We start from the raw sequence: 14347 nt of genomic DNA, 5'->3' as shown, positions 1-14347 counted from the left end.
GCGAGGAGTAGCCCATGGCCGCCATCGCCCACCGGCCCACTTGGATGACCCGCCTCAACGCGGGCGGTCACCGGGCCGGCCTCAACGTGTTCTTCCTGATCGTCCTCGGCCACTGGGCTGAGCACCTCGTGCAGGCGTACCAGATCTGGGTGCTCGGCCGGCCCGTCCCGCAGTCGCGCGGCATCCTCGGGCAGTGGTTCCCGTGGCTGATCAAGTCCGAGGCGCTCCACTACGGCTTCGCGGTGGTGATGCTGGTGGCGTTCATCCTGTTGCGCCCCGGCTTCTCCGGACGGTCGCGGACGTGGTGGAACATCGCCCTCGGCATCCAGATCTGGCACCACTTCGAGCACCTGCTCCTGCTCGTCCAGGCGCAGAGCGGCCATAACATCGCCGGCCGTGCCGTGCCGACGAGCATCATCCAGCTGCTGGTCCCGCGCGTGGAGCTGCACCTGTTCTACAACGCGGTCGTGTTCGCCCCGATGGTGGTCGCCATGCTGCTGCACCGGCGGGACGCGAAGGCGGCCGGCCCGGGCGGCGCCCCCTCCTGCGACTGCGCGCTCGCCCGCGCATGACGGCCGTCCGGGAACGGGCCCCGGCGGGACGCGGCGCACCGTCCCGCCGCGTCCCGTCCGGGTTCACCGTCACGGTCGCGACCGTCGCCGCGTTCGTCCTGCTGTTCTACACGGTCCCGAACGTAGAGCCGGTCTGGCGGGCGGCGCGCGGCGACGGCGCGCCGGGCGCGTTCACCGCCGCGCGCGTGTCGTGCGTCAGCCACCCCGGGCACGAGGCGTGCTCCTGGTACGGCACGTTCACGCCCGCGGACGGCGGCGCGGCGCGGGAGACGACGATGTACGGTGCCGGGCGCGGCGACCTCGCGGCGGGGGAGCGGGTGCCCGCGATCGACGTCGGGCGCGCGAGCCGCGTGTACGCGCCGGCCGGGTCGCACGAGTGGATCCCGACCGGGCTCGTCCTGCTGGCCGGTGCCGCCCTGCTCTACCCGCTCGCCCGCCGGGTCAGCGGGCGGGCGCGGCGGCGGGACGGTGCTCCGGCGAGGTCCGGTACTCCTGCGGGCTGACGCCGCGCTCGCGCTTGAACGCGGTGCTGAGCGCGAACGCGTTGCCGTAGCCGACCTGCCGCGCCACCGCCTCCAGCGTCGCGTCGCTCTCGCGCAGCAGGTCGGCCGCCTGGGCGAGGCGGACGCCGGTCAGGTACGCCATCGGCGGCTCGCCCACCAGCTTCCCGAACCGCTGCGCGAGCGCCGCCCGGGAGACCCCGACGCGGGCGGCGAGGTCCGCGACCGTCCACGGGTGCGAGAGGTCGTCGTGCAGCAGCCGCAGGGCCGGGCCGACCACCGCGTCGCCGTGCGCCCGGTACCAGCCGGGCTTCTCGGCGCGCGGCCGTGAGAACCACGCGCGCAGCGTCCCGATGAGCAGCAGGTCCAGCAGCCGGTCGAGGACCACCTCCTGGCCCGGCTCGTCCCTGCCGATCTCCTCGCCGAGCAGACCGACCAGCGGCGACTCCCACGTGTCGCCCCGCACGACCGCGAGCGCCGGGAGCGCCGCCAGCAGCCGCTGGGTGACCGCGCCGCGCATCTGGTAGGTGCCGATCAGCATCTCCGTCCGGCCGTCGGGCGCGTTGCCCCAGGCCCGCACGCCGAGGTCCATCGCCTCCGACAGGCTCGTGCCGTCCGGGGTGGTGCAGTGCTGCCCCGGGTGGATCACGATCTCCGGCGCGGTGCCGGGGTCGTCGGCGACGGTGTACGGGTCCGGCCCGCGGATGATCATCACGTCGCCGGGGTGGACGTGCTCGGGCCCGCCCTCGTCGGGGATCACCCACGCGTCGTCGCGGACCATCGCGACCAGCGTCAGCGGCGCCTCGTCCTGGATCCGCACCGACCACGGCGGGTCGAGCACGCAGCGCAGCATGAACGCGCCGCGTGCGCGGGGGCCGTCGAGCAGATCGGTCAGGGCGTCCATGACGCCAGCGTAGACGCTCGCGTATGCGGACGAGCTTCTCGACGATGTTCCCGGAGGCCGCGCCCCGGTTGACTCATAGCCATGACGAACAGCGAGAAGACCAGCGGAAACATCACCACCACCCCTGTCGAGAGCGGCCTGACGCTCGTCCTCGGCGGCACCGGCAAGACCGGGCGGCGCGTCGTCGAGCGGCTGGAGGCCATGGACGTCCCGGTGCGGATGGGGTCCCGGTCGGCGGCCCCGGCCTTCGACTGGGAGGACGGCTCCACCTGGGCGCCCGTCCTGCGCGGCGTCGAGCGCGTCTACCTCGTCTTCTACCCCGACCTCGCGGTCCCCGGCGCGCCGGAGGCGATCGCCGCGTTCACGGCGGCGGCGGTGGAGGCCGGGGTCCGGCGGGTGGTCCTGCTCTCCGGCCGGGGCGAGGACGAGGCGCAGGCCTGCGAGCGGATCGTCCAGGAGTCGGGCCTGGAGTGGACGATCGTCCGGTCCAGCTGGTTCGCGCAGAACTTCAGCGAGGACTACCTGCTGGAGCCGGTCCAGGCGGGCGAGGTCGTGCTGCCCGCGGGCGAGGTGCCCGAGCCGTTCGTCCACCTGGACGACGTCGCCGACGTGGCGGTCGCGGCGCTCACCGGGGACGGGCACCACGGCGAGGTCTACGAGGTGACGGGCCCCCGGGCGCTCACCTTCGGCGAGGCCGTCGCCGAGATCGGCCGCGCGGCCGGGCGCGAGGTCGCCTACGTGCCGGTGAGCACCGGGGACTACGCCGCCGCGCTCACCGAGCACGGCCTCCCGGCCGAGGTGGTCGCCTTTCTGACCTATCTTTTCTCGACGGTTCTGGACGGCCGTAACACCCCCACCGCCGATGGCGTGCGGCGGGCCCTCGGCCGCGAACCCCGGGACTTCGCCGAGTACGCCGCCGAGACCGCCGCCAGCGGCATCTGGAACTGAACCACCGGACCTGAACCACCGAAACGGACTAACGGAGCAATCATGAAATTCTCTCTCACGGCGGCCTCGGCGGCCCTGTCGATCCTGATGGCCTCGGGGATGGCCGGCGCGTTCTTCGTCTTCTCCTGCGGAGTGATGCCGGGCCTGAACGCCGCGAAGCCGTCCTCGGCGATCAACGCGATGCAGACGATCAACCAGAAGATCCAGAACCCGCTGTTCGTCGGGGCGTTCATGCTCCTGCCGGTCCTCGCGGTCGTCGCGGGGGTCCTGCTGATGTCGCTCGGCCAGAAGTCGGCGGCGATCCTGTTCTTCGCGGCCGCCGCCGTGTACGTCGTCGGCGCGCTGGTGCCGAGCTTCGCGGTGAACATTCCGATGAACAACGACCTGGACGCCGTCAAGATCCCGTCCGGGACGCACGAGGCCGCGAAGATCTGGTCGGACTACTCCGGGCGCTGGACGGCCTGGAACACCGTCCGCGCCGTGTTCAGCTGGGCGAGCGTCCTGCTGATGGGCGCCGGGGCCTACGTCTGGGGGAAGGGCGCGTGATCCGCGGGCGGGCCTGGCGTCACACCAGTGGCGCCAGGCTTCGCGCTGTCAGCCCCACCCCCAGCAGGACGACCAGCGCCGCCGTCACGACCGGCAGCAGGCGCGGCGCGAGGAGCGGCCGCAGCGACGGCAGCGTCCGCGCCAGCAGCCGTCCCGTCCCGGTGACCAGCATCCCGACCGCCACCAGCATGAGCGCCAGCCCCGCCCCGTAGGCGAGGACGAGCAGCACCCCGAACCAGGCGTGCCCCAGCGCGTGCGCGCCGAGCAGCACGACGACGGCGGAAGGGCTGGGCATCAGCCCACCGGCGAACCCCACCAGCACCATCCCCCGCCTTCCCCCCTCGTGCCCATGTCCATGCCCATGGCCGTGACCGTGCCCATGACCGTGGCCGTGGCCGTGGTGGTGCGGGCGGCGCAGGGCGCGCCGCAGGAGCGAGACACCGGCCAGCGCGACCAGGACGCCCGCCCCGGCGCCGAGCCACGGCAGCAGCTGCGGCGCCCCGAGGGACGCGCCGGTCGCCGCGAGCAGGCCCAGCGCGAGGACCCCGGCGGTGTGCGTGACCGTGACCGTGAGCCCCAGCGCCAGCACGTCCCGGCGGGACCGGCGGCCCCGCCCGGCGGCCTGCGCCGCCATGATCGTCTTGCCATGGCCCGGCGCCAGGGCGTGCGCCGCCCCGAGGACCACGGCCGCGAGCAGCGCGAACACCGCGAAGCCCGGGGTGAGGTGGCGGCGCGCGACCAGGCCGGTGAAGGCGCGGGTGAGCGGGTCGGCGCCGCGTCCGGAGGTCCCCGGCCCGATGGGCGCGGGCGCGGACAGCGGCGGGCCGCCCGGACGCACCTCGGCCGTCGCCGCGCTGCGGTCCGACGGCGACGCGAGCGGATCGCGCGGGTAGCGGGTGAGCCGCGAGGTCGGTGACTCGCGCGGCACGTCGGACGAGGTCAGCGTCATGCGGTCGCCCACGGCCGTCACCTCGCGCCAGCCGGGGCGGCCCCCGTCGCCGGTGTCGCGGAACCCGAGCCTGCTGCCGCCGAACGGCGCGCTGAGCGCGCACTCCAGCCGCAGAGTCCGCAGCCCCGCCTGCCCGGGCCGCGCGGACGCCGACGCAGTGCGGACCACCGCCGCGACCGGCCGTCCGTCCTCGGTGATCTGGAACGCCGCGGCCGAACGCGCGCATTCACGCCGGGACCAGCGGCGCAGGTCCGTGCCCCCGTGCAGGACCTGCGCCGCCGGGATCTCCGCCAGATCCTGGACGTGGTCGATCCGCAGCTCGTGCGGCGCGACGACCAGCCCGTCGTAGCGGTTGACGGAGAAGTTTCCGAGCGGATGCCCCGCCGGCGCGGCGAGCCCGGTCGGCGCGGCGAGCCCGGCCGCGAGGACGAGCGCGATCACGAGGCGCCGCCGAGGGAGGCGAGCGCGGCGCGGGCGCGGGGCGCGTGCAGCGGCGAGAAGGACGGGTTGAGCCGCAGCGCCGCCCCCAGGTCGCGGCGCGCCGCCGCCCGCTGCCCGAGAGACCGCTCGATCATTCCCCGGTGGTAGAGGAACGTGGCGTTGCGGTACCCGGTCGCGGCGGCCTGCCGGGCGTAGCCGACGGCCTCGGCGTCGCGCCCGTTGGCGTGCAGCGCCCAGGCGAGGGCGTCGGCGACGTGGACGCTGTGGCGGCGCGCCCACTCGGCCCGCGCCGCGCGCAGCGCCTTCGCCGGTTCGCCGTGGTCGGCCTCGAACAGCGCCGTCTCCAGGTCGGGCGTGACCCCGTTCGCCCAGGCGAGCGCGCCCCACGCCGAGGCGGCCGCGTACTGCGGGGCGGCCTCGTCCCGGCGTCCCGCGGCCTCGCGTAGCTCGCCGAGCCAGGTCAGCCGTCCGGGCAGCGGGGAGCGGGCGACCAGGGCTTCCTGGTCGCGCGCCGCCCCGGCGAGGTCGCCGGTCGCCGCCCCCACCCGGGCCCGCCCGTCCAGCGCGCCGAGGTCGGCGGGGTCGGCCTGGAGCGCGGCGGCGAACTCGCGTCCGGCGGCGCGCGTGTCCCCACCGTTCCAGGCGAGGTCGCCGAGCTGCGTCCGGACGTAGGCGATGTCGCCCCGGTCGGTGGCCGAGGACGCCGCGAGCCGCAGCACGCGCCGCGCCTCGTCCGTCCGGCCGTGGAGTTCGCGGACGTAGGCGAGCCGGGCGAACACGGGGATGCCGGGCGCGGTGGCGTCGGCGTGCTCGGCGGCCTTCAACGCGTCCGGGTAGCGGCCGAGCTCCACCAGCGCGTCCACCCGTACTGCCAGCGCGCGAGCCCCGTAGGGGTTGACGGCCAGGGCGCGGTCGGCCTCGGCCAGCGCCGTCCGGAAGTCGTGCCGCGCGGCGGCGAGCGCGGCGCGTCCCGCGTGCGCGGCGTCGTTGCCGTCCGGGCGCAGCCGCAGCGAGCGGTCCAGGGCGTCCGACGCCTTCGGGTAGAGGGACGGGTCGGCGGTGACCCGCGCCCGCTCCACGTAGCCCAGCCCGAGCGCCGCCCAGCCGGACGCGTCGCGCGGCTGGTCGCGCAGGTGCCGCCGGAGCCGGTCGATCGAGCCGCCGAGCGTCGCGGCGGGCGCCTCGGCCGCGACCGGCCCGGACCGGGCGTCCGGCGCGGGGGCCGGGCCCCGGAGCCGGATCGTCGCGGCCAGGGTGAGGCCCGCGACCAGCGCCGCCACCAGCCCCGCCGGCAGCAGGCGCCGCAAGAGTACAGATGCCATGAGAGTTCCTTCGCAAGGCCCGGGGCCCGGCCGGCGCGGGGGAGCGGCCGGGCCTGGAACTGGTCTCAGCGGACGGGGCCCCGGCGGCGCCGGAACCACAGAGTGCCGCCTCCGGTCAGGAACACCGCGCCGATGCCGAGCGCGAGGGCCGGGACGATCGGCGCGCCGCCGCCGGTGTGCTCGGTGCCCGCCGCGGGCACGGCGTCGAGGCCGGTGGACGCCTTGCGCACGGTCTCCTGGCGCGGCGCCTTCTGCACGGTGGACCCGGACGTCGGCAGCGCCACGTACGGGAACGGTCTGTCGAGCGGCACGTCGTTCGCGTCGACCCGGTCGCCGAGATCGGACTTGCGGCCGAGCAGCTCGCCCTCCACGACCTGGAGCGAGATGTCGACGGTGTCGTCGGTGAGACGGCGCCCGTTCGGGTATCCGGCGACGTCCCCGTCCAGCACGCCGAGCCGCTTGGGGCTCGCCGCGGGCGGGATCGAGGTGTTGAGCCGGATCAGCTCGGCCGGACGGACGTTCGGCGGCTGATTCAGCTTTGGCACCCCGGTCAGGAACACCTGCACGAGGTCGTTGCGCGGCGTCGGCGGCGCCGGGATCTTGTAGATCCCCTCGATCAGCCGCGGTAGTTCGGGGTTCGTGACGTACGGCGCGAACTGCGCGTCGTTCCACGGGACGGACGCGTTGAACCTGTCCTTGTCCTTCACCGGGACGACCAGCTCGTTCACCAGCGGCATGCCGAGCCGCGACACCTGCGTCCAGTCGCCCGCCGCGTTCTGCCGCTGCACCGCGGAGTACACCCCCACGACGGGCCGCCCCGGAGTGACCAGCGCCTTCGTCGGGATCTGGAGCGCCACCGACTGGACGTTGTAGCCGCGCAGCGTGTCATTGCCGACCTCCTTCAGGTTCCCGCCGTACAGCAGGTCGAAGACGCGCAGGTCGAGGAAGAACGGGTCGTCGGCCTGCCCGGCGAACACGCGCGCGCCGTCCGGCAGCCCCCGGGTCGCCTGCTGCCGCAGCGTCCGGTAGTCGGGCATCGACGCCCGCCCGACGTTGGACGGCGCGACCGGCACGCCGCTCGCCAGCGTCCGCGTGTCGGTGACCTTCCCGTCCTTGCGCTGGATCAGCGTCAGGTCGTAGGTCTGGCGGAAGTTGAGGTTCGGGTCGTCCAGGCTCCGCACCGGCCCGGTGTTGTAGAGGAACGTGTTCTGGTTGCGGTAGGAGTCCTTGAAGCTGAACCGGTAGGTGAACTCGGGCAGCGAGTCGCCGTCGTTGTCGACGTTGATCTCGTACCGCGCGTCCTGGGCGAACTTGTAGAAGTTGGGCCCGCCCGCCGGCTCCTCGAACGGCAGGAAGTTCGCCACCAGCGTCGTGGTGTCGGGCCGGTCCGGGCTGACGAACGCGTAGACGTCGGTGTTGTCGTACTGCGGTTGCCCGGAGATGAGCGGCGCCTCGCGGTGGCTGGACGCCGTCGCGGCGCCCGGCCCGAGGCCGGACAGCCCCGCCGCCGCGAGCGCCGCGCCCGCGGCGAGCAGCGCGGCGGCCCTGAGATGTTGAGGTAATGACATCGCTGAGTCCTTCCGGCGAGTCTCGCGGCGCCCTTTTGGTGCCGCTGATAACCCCACTTCGGAACCGCGCGCCTTTCGGATGACCGCCTGGCCACATTGGGACACCCGTCCGGCGCTCCGCCCACCGCCCGCGTCTAACGCGGGCCGTCACGGAATACGGCGGGCCGTCACGGGATGAGGCCCTCGCTCTCCAGCAGCCGGCCGACCCGCGCGAGCGCGCCGCGGATGCGGGACTTGGCCGTCCCCTCGGGGATGTCGAGGGCGGCCGCCACCTCGCGATAGGTCATGCCGCGGTAGTAGGCGAGTTCGAGGACGTCGCGCATCGGCGGCGGCAGCGCGTTCACCGACCGCTTCACCCCGATCGCCAGCTCCCCGGCGAGGACCGCCTCGTCCGGGCCGCCCGCGTCCGCCGGTTCGGGCGCCTCCCCGGGAGGACGGCTCCGCCGCACCTCGCGCCGCACCCAGTCGACGGCGCGGCGGTGGGCGAGCGTCGCCAGCCACCCGCGCAGCGACCCGCGCGCCGGGTCGAACGCCAGCGGACGTTCCCACAGTCCGGCGAAGACCTCCTGCGTGACGTCGCGCGCGGCCTCGTGGTCACCGGTCACGCGCCGCGCGAGCCCGTGCACCAGCACCGCGTACGCGTCGTAGATCTCGCCCAGCGCGGCCTCGTCCCCCGCCGCCAGCCGGGCCCGCAGACGCTCCTCGTCCGGGGCCGACCGGTCGGGAGCGGGGCCCGATGCGGGCCCGGGCGCGTCCACCGAACCACCACCCGTCCCTGACCGGTCCGGCGTGAATTGTCTCACCCTCGCGCACGCCGGTACATGACCCCGGGCCCGGCGGCGGGTGCCGTGAGGTGCGGCGCAGGTCCCGCGCCCGGATGGCCTCGTCCGGCCAGGCGGCCCGGACCGCCGCGTCCGCCGCGTCCGGGGCGCCGAATCCGCGTCCCCGCCGCCTACGATCATTGGATGAGCGGTCTGTACGGCATCAGCGACCTGCACGTGGGATTTCCCGACAACCGCGCGTTCGTCGAGGGGCTGGCGCCGGTTGCGGACGGCGACTGGCTGATCGTGGCCGGGGACGTCGGCGAGCGCTTCGCCGACGTCGAGTGGACGCTGCGCACCCTCGCCGGGCGCTTCGCCAAGGTGCTCTGGGTGCCCGGCAACCACGAGCTGTGGACGACCAAGAACGACCCGGTGGCGCTGCGCGGCGAGGCCCGCTACCGGCGGCTCGTCGAGATGTGCCGCGGCCTCGGCGTCCACACCCCTGAAGACCCCTACCCCGTGTGGGAGGGCGAGGGCGGCCCGCTGACGATCGCGCCGCTGTTCGTCCTCTACGACTACACGTTCCGGCCGGACGGCGTGCTCACCAAGGAGGAGGCGCTGAAGCTCGCGCACGAGGCGGGCGTGGTGTGCACCGACGAGGTCTACCTGCACCCCGACCCCTACCCCACGCGGGACGCCTGGTGCGACGCGCGGATCGCCTACAGCGAGCGCCGCCTGGGGGAGCTGCCGCCCGGCACCCGGACGGTCCTCGTCAACCACTGGCCGCTGATCCGCGAGCCCACCCGCGTCCTGTGGTACCCGGAGTTCGCCCAGTGGTGCGGCAGCGAGCGCACCGCCGACTGGCACGTCCGCTTCGGCGCGGTCTCCGTCGTGTACGGCCACCTGCACATCCCCCGGACGATCTGGAGCGAGGGCGTCCCCCACGTGGAGGTGTCCGTCGGCTACCCGCGCGAGTGGCGCAAGCGCGGGGAGGCGCCGCAGGGGCTGCGTCCCGTTCTCCTGGAGAAGGAGGGCTCGTGATCGAGCGGATCGTGCCGCCGGGCGTGGCCGCGTCCACCGCCTACCACGACCCGCCCGGCGCGGTGCTGTTCCCCGAGGAGGAGCCCGAGGTGGCGCGGGCCGTCGACAAGCGCCGCCGCGAGTTCACCACGGTCCGCTGGTGCGCCCGCCGGGCGCTCGCCGAGCTCGGGTTCGCGCCCGCCCCGATCCCGCGCGGCGAGAAGGGCGCGCCCCGCTGGCCGGACGGCGTCGTCGGCAGCATGACGCACTGCGACGGCTACCGCGCCGCCGCCGTCGCCAGGGCCGGCGACGTCCGCGCCCTCGGCATCGACGCCGAGCCCCACGGGCCGCTGCCCGAGGGCGTGCTCGACGTGATCTCCCGTGAGGAGGAGGTCCCGCTGCTGGACGAGCTGCGCCGCGCGTCCCCGGACGTCCACTGGGACCGGCTGCTGTTCTGCGCCAAGGAGGCCGTCTACAAGGCGTGGTTCCCGGTGGCGCGCCGCTGGCTGGGCTTCGAGGACGCCAGCCTCGTCCTTGCCTTGGACGGGACGTTCACCGCCGCGATCCTCGCGCCGGACCCGCCCTTCGCCGGGTTCGCCGGCCGCTGGGCCGTCGCGGACGGCCTGGTCGCCGCCGCGATCACCGTCCCGCGGTGACCTCGGGGCTCAGCGCGGCTGGATGCCCGACGCGGCGAGGGTGAGCAGGCGGTCGGCGGTGCCGGGGTCCTCCTCGGCGGCCATCGCGATCGCGTTGGCCAGCGTCAGCACGTCGCCGAACTCGGTCCCGGCGGGGACCGCCCCCGCCTTCTGCGCGCGGGCGAACAGCTCCTCGGCCTCGGCGCGCATCGCCCGGCACGCCTGCGACGGCGCGGACCGCTCGTCGCGCAGCGTGACCAGGACGGCGGCCGCCATGCCGCGGAACCCGGTCACCTGGCCGATGAACGCGCGCAGCCACGTCATGAGCGCCGCACCGGGCTCGGCCGCGGCCTGGAGCTCGCGGGCCCGCGCGGCGAGGTCGTCGTAGACGTCGGCGGTCAGCGCCTCCAGCAGGTCCCGGCGGGTGGGGAAGTGGCGGTAGAGCGTGCCGATCCCGACGCCGGCCAGCCGCGCGATGCCCTCCAGCGAGGCGTCGGCCCCCTCGCGCGGGAACGTCTCCCGCGCCGCGGCGAGGAGCCGCGCGCGGTTGCGGCGCACGTCGGCGCGCTCGGGCCGGGCGGCGGAGGTGTGGTCGGTGGTCACGGGACCTTCCTGGCGCGGATATTTTGGAACGGTCCCCAGATACTAGCCGGGATGCTCCGGACGGCGCCGCCACCGCACACCGAACCCCCGCCGCGAGCAGGGGCGGGTCACGCCGGAGCGATGCCCCTGAGGGCACTCCAGCTCGCGGGGGACGCGCGGTGGTCGCCCCACAGCGCGACGAAGTCCGGGCTCCCCATCGCCAGCTCGCCGATGCTCCGCGAGCAGCGGGTCCTGCGGGTGCCTGCCCACGGTGATCCGTGCGTTACCGCGCCTCCAGGCTCGGTCCCATTCGACCCGCCCCCGAGCCTGAGGACGGACGGCATGGATCAGGGGCGTCCCGCGCCGGACCGCCTCCGGCTGATGGCCAGGTAGCCGACCGCCGCCGTCCCGGCGAGCAGCAGGCCGAGCCCGGTGGGGAGGAGGAAGCCGAAGCGCAGGCCGACGGAGGCGTCGGCGTCCACCCCCGGTCGTCCGTCGCGGCGCAGGAGGACGACCGACCATGCGCCATGGGTCTTGTTCCAGTTCAGCGTCCGTGTTCCCCGGCCCGTCGACGTGGCGACCCAGAACGGCTGGACGGTCGGATCGGGTGCCGTGGCGGCGCCCGGGCTCCTGCGGAACTCGGCCTTGAACGGGTCCAGGCGCGCGGAGGCGAACTCGTCGTGGGCGACGTTCCGGAGGTACTCCTCGACCTTGGCCTTGGGACCGATGCCCACGAACAAGGGGATGCTCGGGTCCTTCGGCCGCACCACGATCCGTACCCGGGCCAACTCGCCGATGTCGGGATTGGGGTCGGCCGGTCGGGCGCCGTCCGAGCCCACGTCGATCTCGTCGGTCTTCAGGGCGGCCGTGTCCGTGGTGAACCGGTACTCGGGTGTCCCGAAGTAGCCGCCGGAACGTGCCTGGAGGCCCGCGCCCGCCAGTGAGGCCGATCCGGCGAGCAGGAGAACGCCACCGACGCCCATGACGGCGAGCCGCCGTCCTCGCCGAGGACGACGGGCTGGGCGGTCCGCTGCGGGGGCCGTGGGATCGGCCAGATGGATCGTCATGACGCCTCCTGGGTTGTAGTACGAGTGTGCTACTAAAAGCGAACATAGCACAGCTGTGCTAAAAAGAGACCATGCCCAAGATGGTGGATCCGGTGGAACGGCGGCGCGAGGTCGCCGAGGCGGTGTGGCGGGTCGTCCGGCGGGACGGCCTCGACCGCGCGTCGGTGCGCGGCGTCGCCCGCGAGGCGGGCCTCTCGATGGGCTCGCTCCGGCACTACTTCGCCGCGCAGTCCGAGCTGCTGGACTTCACGCTGCGGATGATCATCGAGCGGATCGACCGCCGGATCGCGGCGCTGCCCGAGGAGGCCGATCCGCGTCTGCGGGCGGAACGGGTACTGGTCGAGGTCCTGCCGATGGACGCCGAGCGCGCCGCCGAGAACGAGGTCTGGCTGGCCTTCACCGCCCGCGCACTAGTGGATCCCGGCCTTCGCGCCATCCGAGAACAGGCGCACGACCGCCTGCGCGGCGGCTGCCGCGACCTCGTCCGCAGCCTCCTGCCGGACGAAGCGGACCACGACGTCGACCGAGAGACCGACCGGTTGCACGCCCTCGTCGACGGCCTGGCCGTCCACGCCGCCACCCGCCCCGACGCCTACACCCCGCACCACATGCGCTCCGTCCTCGCCCTGCACCTGGACGAACTGAAACACTCGTCCCGAGCCGACTGAGAGCCCCACCGCGCCTGAAGGGAAGGGGGTGTGCAAGCTATTCAGGTCACTCGAATAGAGCACCTGCCCTGGAGTTCAGGCTGCCGGTTCGTCGCCTGGAGGTATGGGGCCGGTCATTCGCAGCTTCAGCTTTATGCCGCCGAGAAGAAGTTGGCCCTCCTGTTTCAAGGCGTCGAGTTCATGAGTGTGCATCGGAGCTATCCGGACCTCGCTATCGCGCTCTCGTCCGATGTTGATCAACGAGCTTCCGCCGCGCCGCTGGTGGTGGAGTTGATGGCCGCCCACAAGTCCGGCTTGGTCGAATGCTCGAAAGTGACGGTGATGAAGCTGGCCGCTGCGCCCGATGGGTGGTGGCCGGACTCGGCGCAGGTGCTCTTTTCCCTCGGCGGCACATGATCGATCGAGCACAGGTCCGGTGGCGGGTCAGAGGAGGGCGGGCAGTTGCGCGGCTGATTCCAGGAGGTGGGTGTGGCGGTGTCGGCCGAGTTCGGCGGCCGGGGTCGCGCCGGTCAGGACGCCCACCACGAAGCGTGCGCCGGCGTTGCGTCCGGCGGCCAGGTCGTTGGGGGTGTCGCCGGCGACCAGCACCCGGTCCACGCGGGCGACGCCCGCCAGCTCCATCGCGTGGAAGACCAGGTACGGGGCGGGACGGCTCGCGGCGACCTCGTCGCTGGTGACCAGGCCGTCGACGGTGCCGCCGACGGTCCAGCCCATCGCGTCGAGGATCGGTCGGGCGATCTCGCGGGCGTAGCCGGTCTGGAGGACGACCTTCACCCCGGCGGCGCGCAGCGCGGCGACGGCTTCGGTGACCCCGGGTATCGGGGTCGGCGGGGCGGCGGAGTAGGCCTTGGCCAGCCGGACGGTGAAGTCGGTGTACACGGCGTCGACGTCGGCCTCCGGCGCGGACCCGGTGAGTTCGGTGAGCAGGCCGGCGGCGGCCTCCCGCTTGCTCGTCCCGGTCCAGCGGTGCAGCGTCTCCGCCGGGACCGGGCGGCCGACGTGGGCGGCGACGGCCTCGTCGAGCGCCGCGTAGCCAGCAGACCGCCAACCCGGCGCTGGCACAGGACATGTCGAAGTTCCCGCGCGCCGTCTACTTCTCGGGCCATTCGCACCTGAACCTGAACGACCCGCGCGCGATCCACCAGAAGAACTTCACCGCCGTGAACGACTCCAGTTCGTCCTACATCGAATTCGACCACGGGTACCAGATGCTCGACGCGGAAGGGAAACTGGCCAGCCGTTTCGAGACTCCCACCGCCCAGGGGCTGGCCGTGGAAATCTATCCGGGCCGCACCGTCATCAACCGGATCAACCTCAACGCCGACCTCCACGACATCTACACCGGCGGGAAATGGTCGGCGAACTGGAAGCCGCCGTTCCAGAGCGACGGGACGCTGGCCGGCAGGCCCTGGGAGATCAAGACCGCGGGCAGCGACGCCCGGGTCGTGCGGAACTTCACCTACACCGACGCCAACCGCAACCGGAAGGCCCCGCGCTGGACGTCATCGCACCCGCTGTCGGCACAGACCGGCAAGGACGGCCAACTTGCGCTGCGCATCGAGCAGGCCGAGGACGACGAGCTGGTGTACCACTACAACGTGCGCGTAACCCGTGCAGACAACGGCGGTGAGGTGCTCAGCGCCAAGGTCGCCAACCGCTTCGATGTGGTTCCCGCCGCCGACTCCATGGACATCCCCGTCCCGGTCAAGCGCGACGGCGTGAAATACCGCGCGGAGGTCATCGCGGTCGACGCGCAGGGCAACCGGTCCCGCGTCGCCGTGAAGGTGCTGAAGTAATACCTGCCTTCGCTGCCCCGTTACCGGCCGGACAAGACCGGTAACGGGGCATCACCGCGCCTGAACGC

General features: G+C 73.8%; 17 protein-coding genes. 9 read left to right on the top strand and 8 right to left on the bottom strand.

From position 1 onward, the window contains the following. Nucleotides 1-14: 14 nt before the first annotated feature. Complete coding sequence (locus tag K2F47_RS32795) at nucleotides 15-572, top strand: hypothetical protein (RefSeq protein WP_242909916.1); 558 nt, start codon at nucleotides 15-17, stop codon at nucleotides 570-572. After that, on the top strand, nucleotides 569-1075 hold the full coding sequence (locus tag K2F47_RS32790; protein WP_242909915.1) for a hypothetical protein: 507 nt from the start codon (nucleotides 569-571) through the stop codon (nucleotides 1073-1075). The genes K2F47_RS32795 and K2F47_RS32790 overlap by 4 nt, the downstream gene beginning before the upstream one ends. Here the strand turns inward: K2F47_RS32790 and K2F47_RS32785 are convergent. Next, the gene (locus tag K2F47_RS32785; RefSeq protein ID WP_242909914.1) at nucleotides 1014-1976 is read right to left on the bottom strand and encodes an AraC family transcriptional regulator; all 963 of its coding nucleotides are present in this window, start codon (nucleotides 1974-1976) and stop codon (nucleotides 1014-1016) included. The two genes, K2F47_RS32790 and K2F47_RS32785, sit on opposite strands and share 62 nt — an antisense overlap. An 81-nt stretch (nucleotides 1977-2057) precedes the next feature. Between K2F47_RS32785 and K2F47_RS32780 the strand changes: the two genes are divergently transcribed. Next, nucleotides 2058-2924, top strand: a complete 867-nt coding sequence (locus K2F47_RS32780) for an NAD(P)H-binding protein (RefSeq protein ID WP_242909913.1) — start codon at nucleotides 2058-2060, stop codon at nucleotides 2922-2924. A 42-nt stretch (nucleotides 2925-2966) separates the two neighbouring features. Next, the gene (locus K2F47_RS32775; RefSeq protein WP_242909912.1) at nucleotides 2967-3470 is read left to right on the top strand and encodes an anthrone oxygenase family protein; all 504 of its coding nucleotides are present in this window, start codon (nucleotides 2967-2969) and stop codon (nucleotides 3468-3470) included. 19 nt (nucleotides 3471-3489) lie between these two features. Here the strand turns inward: K2F47_RS32775 and K2F47_RS32770 are convergent, their stop codons facing one another. The 4 genes from K2F47_RS32770 to K2F47_RS32755 all read right to left on the bottom strand — a co-directional run bounded on the left by K2F47_RS32770 (nucleotide 3490) and on the right by K2F47_RS32755 (nucleotide 8508). Further along, nucleotides 3490-4860, bottom strand: coding sequence for a sulfite exporter TauE/SafE family protein (locus K2F47_RS32770; RefSeq protein WP_242909911.1), 1371 nt, complete (start codon nucleotides 4858-4860; stop codon nucleotides 3490-3492). Continuing rightward, complete coding sequence (locus tag K2F47_RS32765) at nucleotides 4857-6182, bottom strand: tetratricopeptide repeat protein (RefSeq protein WP_242909910.1); 1326 nt, start codon at nucleotides 6180-6182, stop codon at nucleotides 4857-4859. The genes K2F47_RS32770 and K2F47_RS32765 overlap by 4 nt, the downstream gene beginning before the upstream one ends. Before the next feature lie 65 nt (nucleotides 6183-6247). Continuing rightward, complete coding sequence (locus tag K2F47_RS32760; RefSeq protein WP_242909909.1) at nucleotides 6248-7750, bottom strand: DUF4331 domain-containing protein; 1503 nt, start codon at nucleotides 7748-7750, stop codon at nucleotides 6248-6250. A gap of 167 nt (nucleotides 7751-7917) precedes the next feature. Continuing rightward, nucleotides 7918-8508: an RNA polymerase sigma factor gene (locus K2F47_RS32755; protein ID WP_242909908.1), complete on the bottom strand. Its 591-nt coding sequence runs from the start codon at nucleotides 8506-8508 to the stop codon at nucleotides 7918-7920. 207 nt (nucleotides 8509-8715) lie between these two features. Here K2F47_RS32755 and K2F47_RS32750 point away from each other — a divergent pair, with 207 nt between their 5' ends. Beyond that, nucleotides 8716-9552, top strand: coding sequence for a metallophosphoesterase family protein (locus K2F47_RS32750; RefSeq protein ID WP_242909907.1), 837 nt, complete (start codon nucleotides 8716-8718; stop codon nucleotides 9550-9552). Next, complete coding sequence (locus tag K2F47_RS32745) at nucleotides 9549-10187, top strand: 4'-phosphopantetheinyl transferase family protein (RefSeq protein WP_242909906.1); 639 nt, start codon at nucleotides 9549-9551, stop codon at nucleotides 10185-10187. The genes K2F47_RS32750 and K2F47_RS32745 overlap by 4 nt, the downstream gene beginning before the upstream one ends. A gap of 9 nt (nucleotides 10188-10196) precedes the next feature. Here the strand turns inward: K2F47_RS32745 and K2F47_RS32740 are convergent, their stop codons facing one another. Together K2F47_RS32740 and K2F47_RS32735 are read right to left on the bottom strand one after the other, a co-directional pair. Then, nucleotides 10197-10769, bottom strand: coding sequence for a TetR/AcrR family transcriptional regulator (locus K2F47_RS32740; protein ID WP_242909905.1), 573 nt, complete (start codon nucleotides 10767-10769; stop codon nucleotides 10197-10199). A gap of 326 nt (nucleotides 10770-11095) precedes the next feature. After that, nucleotides 11096-11815 carry a hypothetical protein gene (locus K2F47_RS32735; RefSeq protein WP_242909904.1) on the bottom strand — a complete coding sequence of 240 codons (720 nt, stop codon included), beginning with the start codon at nucleotides 11813-11815 and terminating at the stop codon, nucleotides 11096-11098. A gap of 71 nt (nucleotides 11816-11886) precedes the next feature. On the opposite strand from K2F47_RS32735, the gene K2F47_RS32730 reads away from it, so the two are divergent. Both K2F47_RS32730 and K2F47_RS32725 read left to right on the top strand, forming a co-directional pair. Next, nucleotides 11887-12483: a TetR/AcrR family transcriptional regulator gene (locus tag K2F47_RS32730; protein WP_242909903.1), complete on the top strand. Its 597-nt coding sequence runs from the start codon at nucleotides 11887-11889 to the stop codon at nucleotides 12481-12483. 30 nt (nucleotides 12484-12513) lie between these two features. Beyond that, nucleotides 12514-12879, top strand: coding sequence for a hypothetical protein (locus K2F47_RS32725; protein WP_242909902.1), 366 nt, complete (start codon nucleotides 12514-12516; stop codon nucleotides 12877-12879). 27 nt (nucleotides 12880-12906) lie between these two features. Here K2F47_RS32725 and K2F47_RS32720 read toward each other — a convergent pair whose 3' ends face one another. After that, nucleotides 12907-13545 carry a phosphonatase-like hydrolase gene (locus tag K2F47_RS32720; RefSeq protein ID WP_242909901.1) on the bottom strand — a complete coding sequence of 213 codons (639 nt, stop codon included), beginning with the start codon at nucleotides 13543-13545 and terminating at the stop codon, nucleotides 12907-12909. Nucleotides 13546-13550: 5 nt separating this feature from the next. Between K2F47_RS32720 and K2F47_RS32715 the strand changes: the two genes are divergently transcribed. Next, nucleotides 13551-14279 carry a hypothetical protein gene (locus K2F47_RS32715; RefSeq protein ID WP_242909900.1) on the top strand — a complete coding sequence of 243 codons (729 nt, stop codon included), beginning with the start codon at nucleotides 13551-13553 and terminating at the stop codon, nucleotides 14277-14279. Nucleotides 14280-14347: the final 68 nt, after the last annotated feature.

Source organism: Actinomadura terrae, from assembly GCF_022751215.1.
Classification (GTDB): Bacteria; Actinomycetota; Actinomycetes; order Streptosporangiales; family Streptosporangiaceae; genus Spirillospora; species Spirillospora terrae.
Note: the sequence above shows the minus strand (reverse complement) of the source record. Positions and strands in the feature narration are given on the sequence as shown.

Coding starts and splice junctions, on each gene's coding strand:
- K2F47_RS32795 (WP_242909916.1), top strand. CDS start 15: ATGGCCGCCATCGCCCACCGGCCCACTTGGATGACCCGCCTCAACGCG.
- K2F47_RS32790 (WP_242909915.1), top strand. CDS start 569: ATGACGGCCGTCCGGGAACGGGCCCCGGCGGGACGCGGCGCACCGTCC.
- K2F47_RS32785 (WP_242909914.1), bottom strand. CDS start 1,976: ATGGACGCCCTGACCGATCTGCTCGACGGCCCCCGCGCACGCGGCGCG.
- K2F47_RS32780 (WP_242909913.1), top strand. CDS start 2,058: ATGACGAACAGCGAGAAGACCAGCGGAAACATCACCACCACCCCTGTC.
- K2F47_RS32775 (WP_242909912.1), top strand. CDS start 2,967: ATGAAATTCTCTCTCACGGCGGCCTCGGCGGCCCTGTCGATCCTGATG.
- K2F47_RS32765 (WP_242909910.1), bottom strand. CDS start 6,182: ATGGCATCTGTACTCTTGCGGCGCCTGCTGCCGGCGGGGCTGGTGGCG.
- K2F47_RS32760 (WP_242909909.1), bottom strand. CDS start 7,750: ATGTCATTACCTCAACATCTCAGGGCCGCCGCGCTGCTCGCCGCGGGC.
- K2F47_RS32750 (WP_242909907.1), top strand. CDS start 8,716: ATGAGCGGTCTGTACGGCATCAGCGACCTGCACGTGGGATTTCCCGAC.
- K2F47_RS32735 (WP_242909904.1), bottom strand. CDS start 11,815: ATGACGATCCATCTGGCCGATCCCACGGCCCCCGCAGCGGACCGCCCA.
- K2F47_RS32730 (WP_242909903.1), top strand. CDS start 11,887: ATGCCCAAGATGGTGGATCCGGTGGAACGGCGGCGCGAGGTCGCCGAG.
- K2F47_RS32715 (WP_242909900.1), top strand. CDS start 13,551: ATGTCGAAGTTCCCGCGCGCCGTCTACTTCTCGGGCCATTCGCACCTG.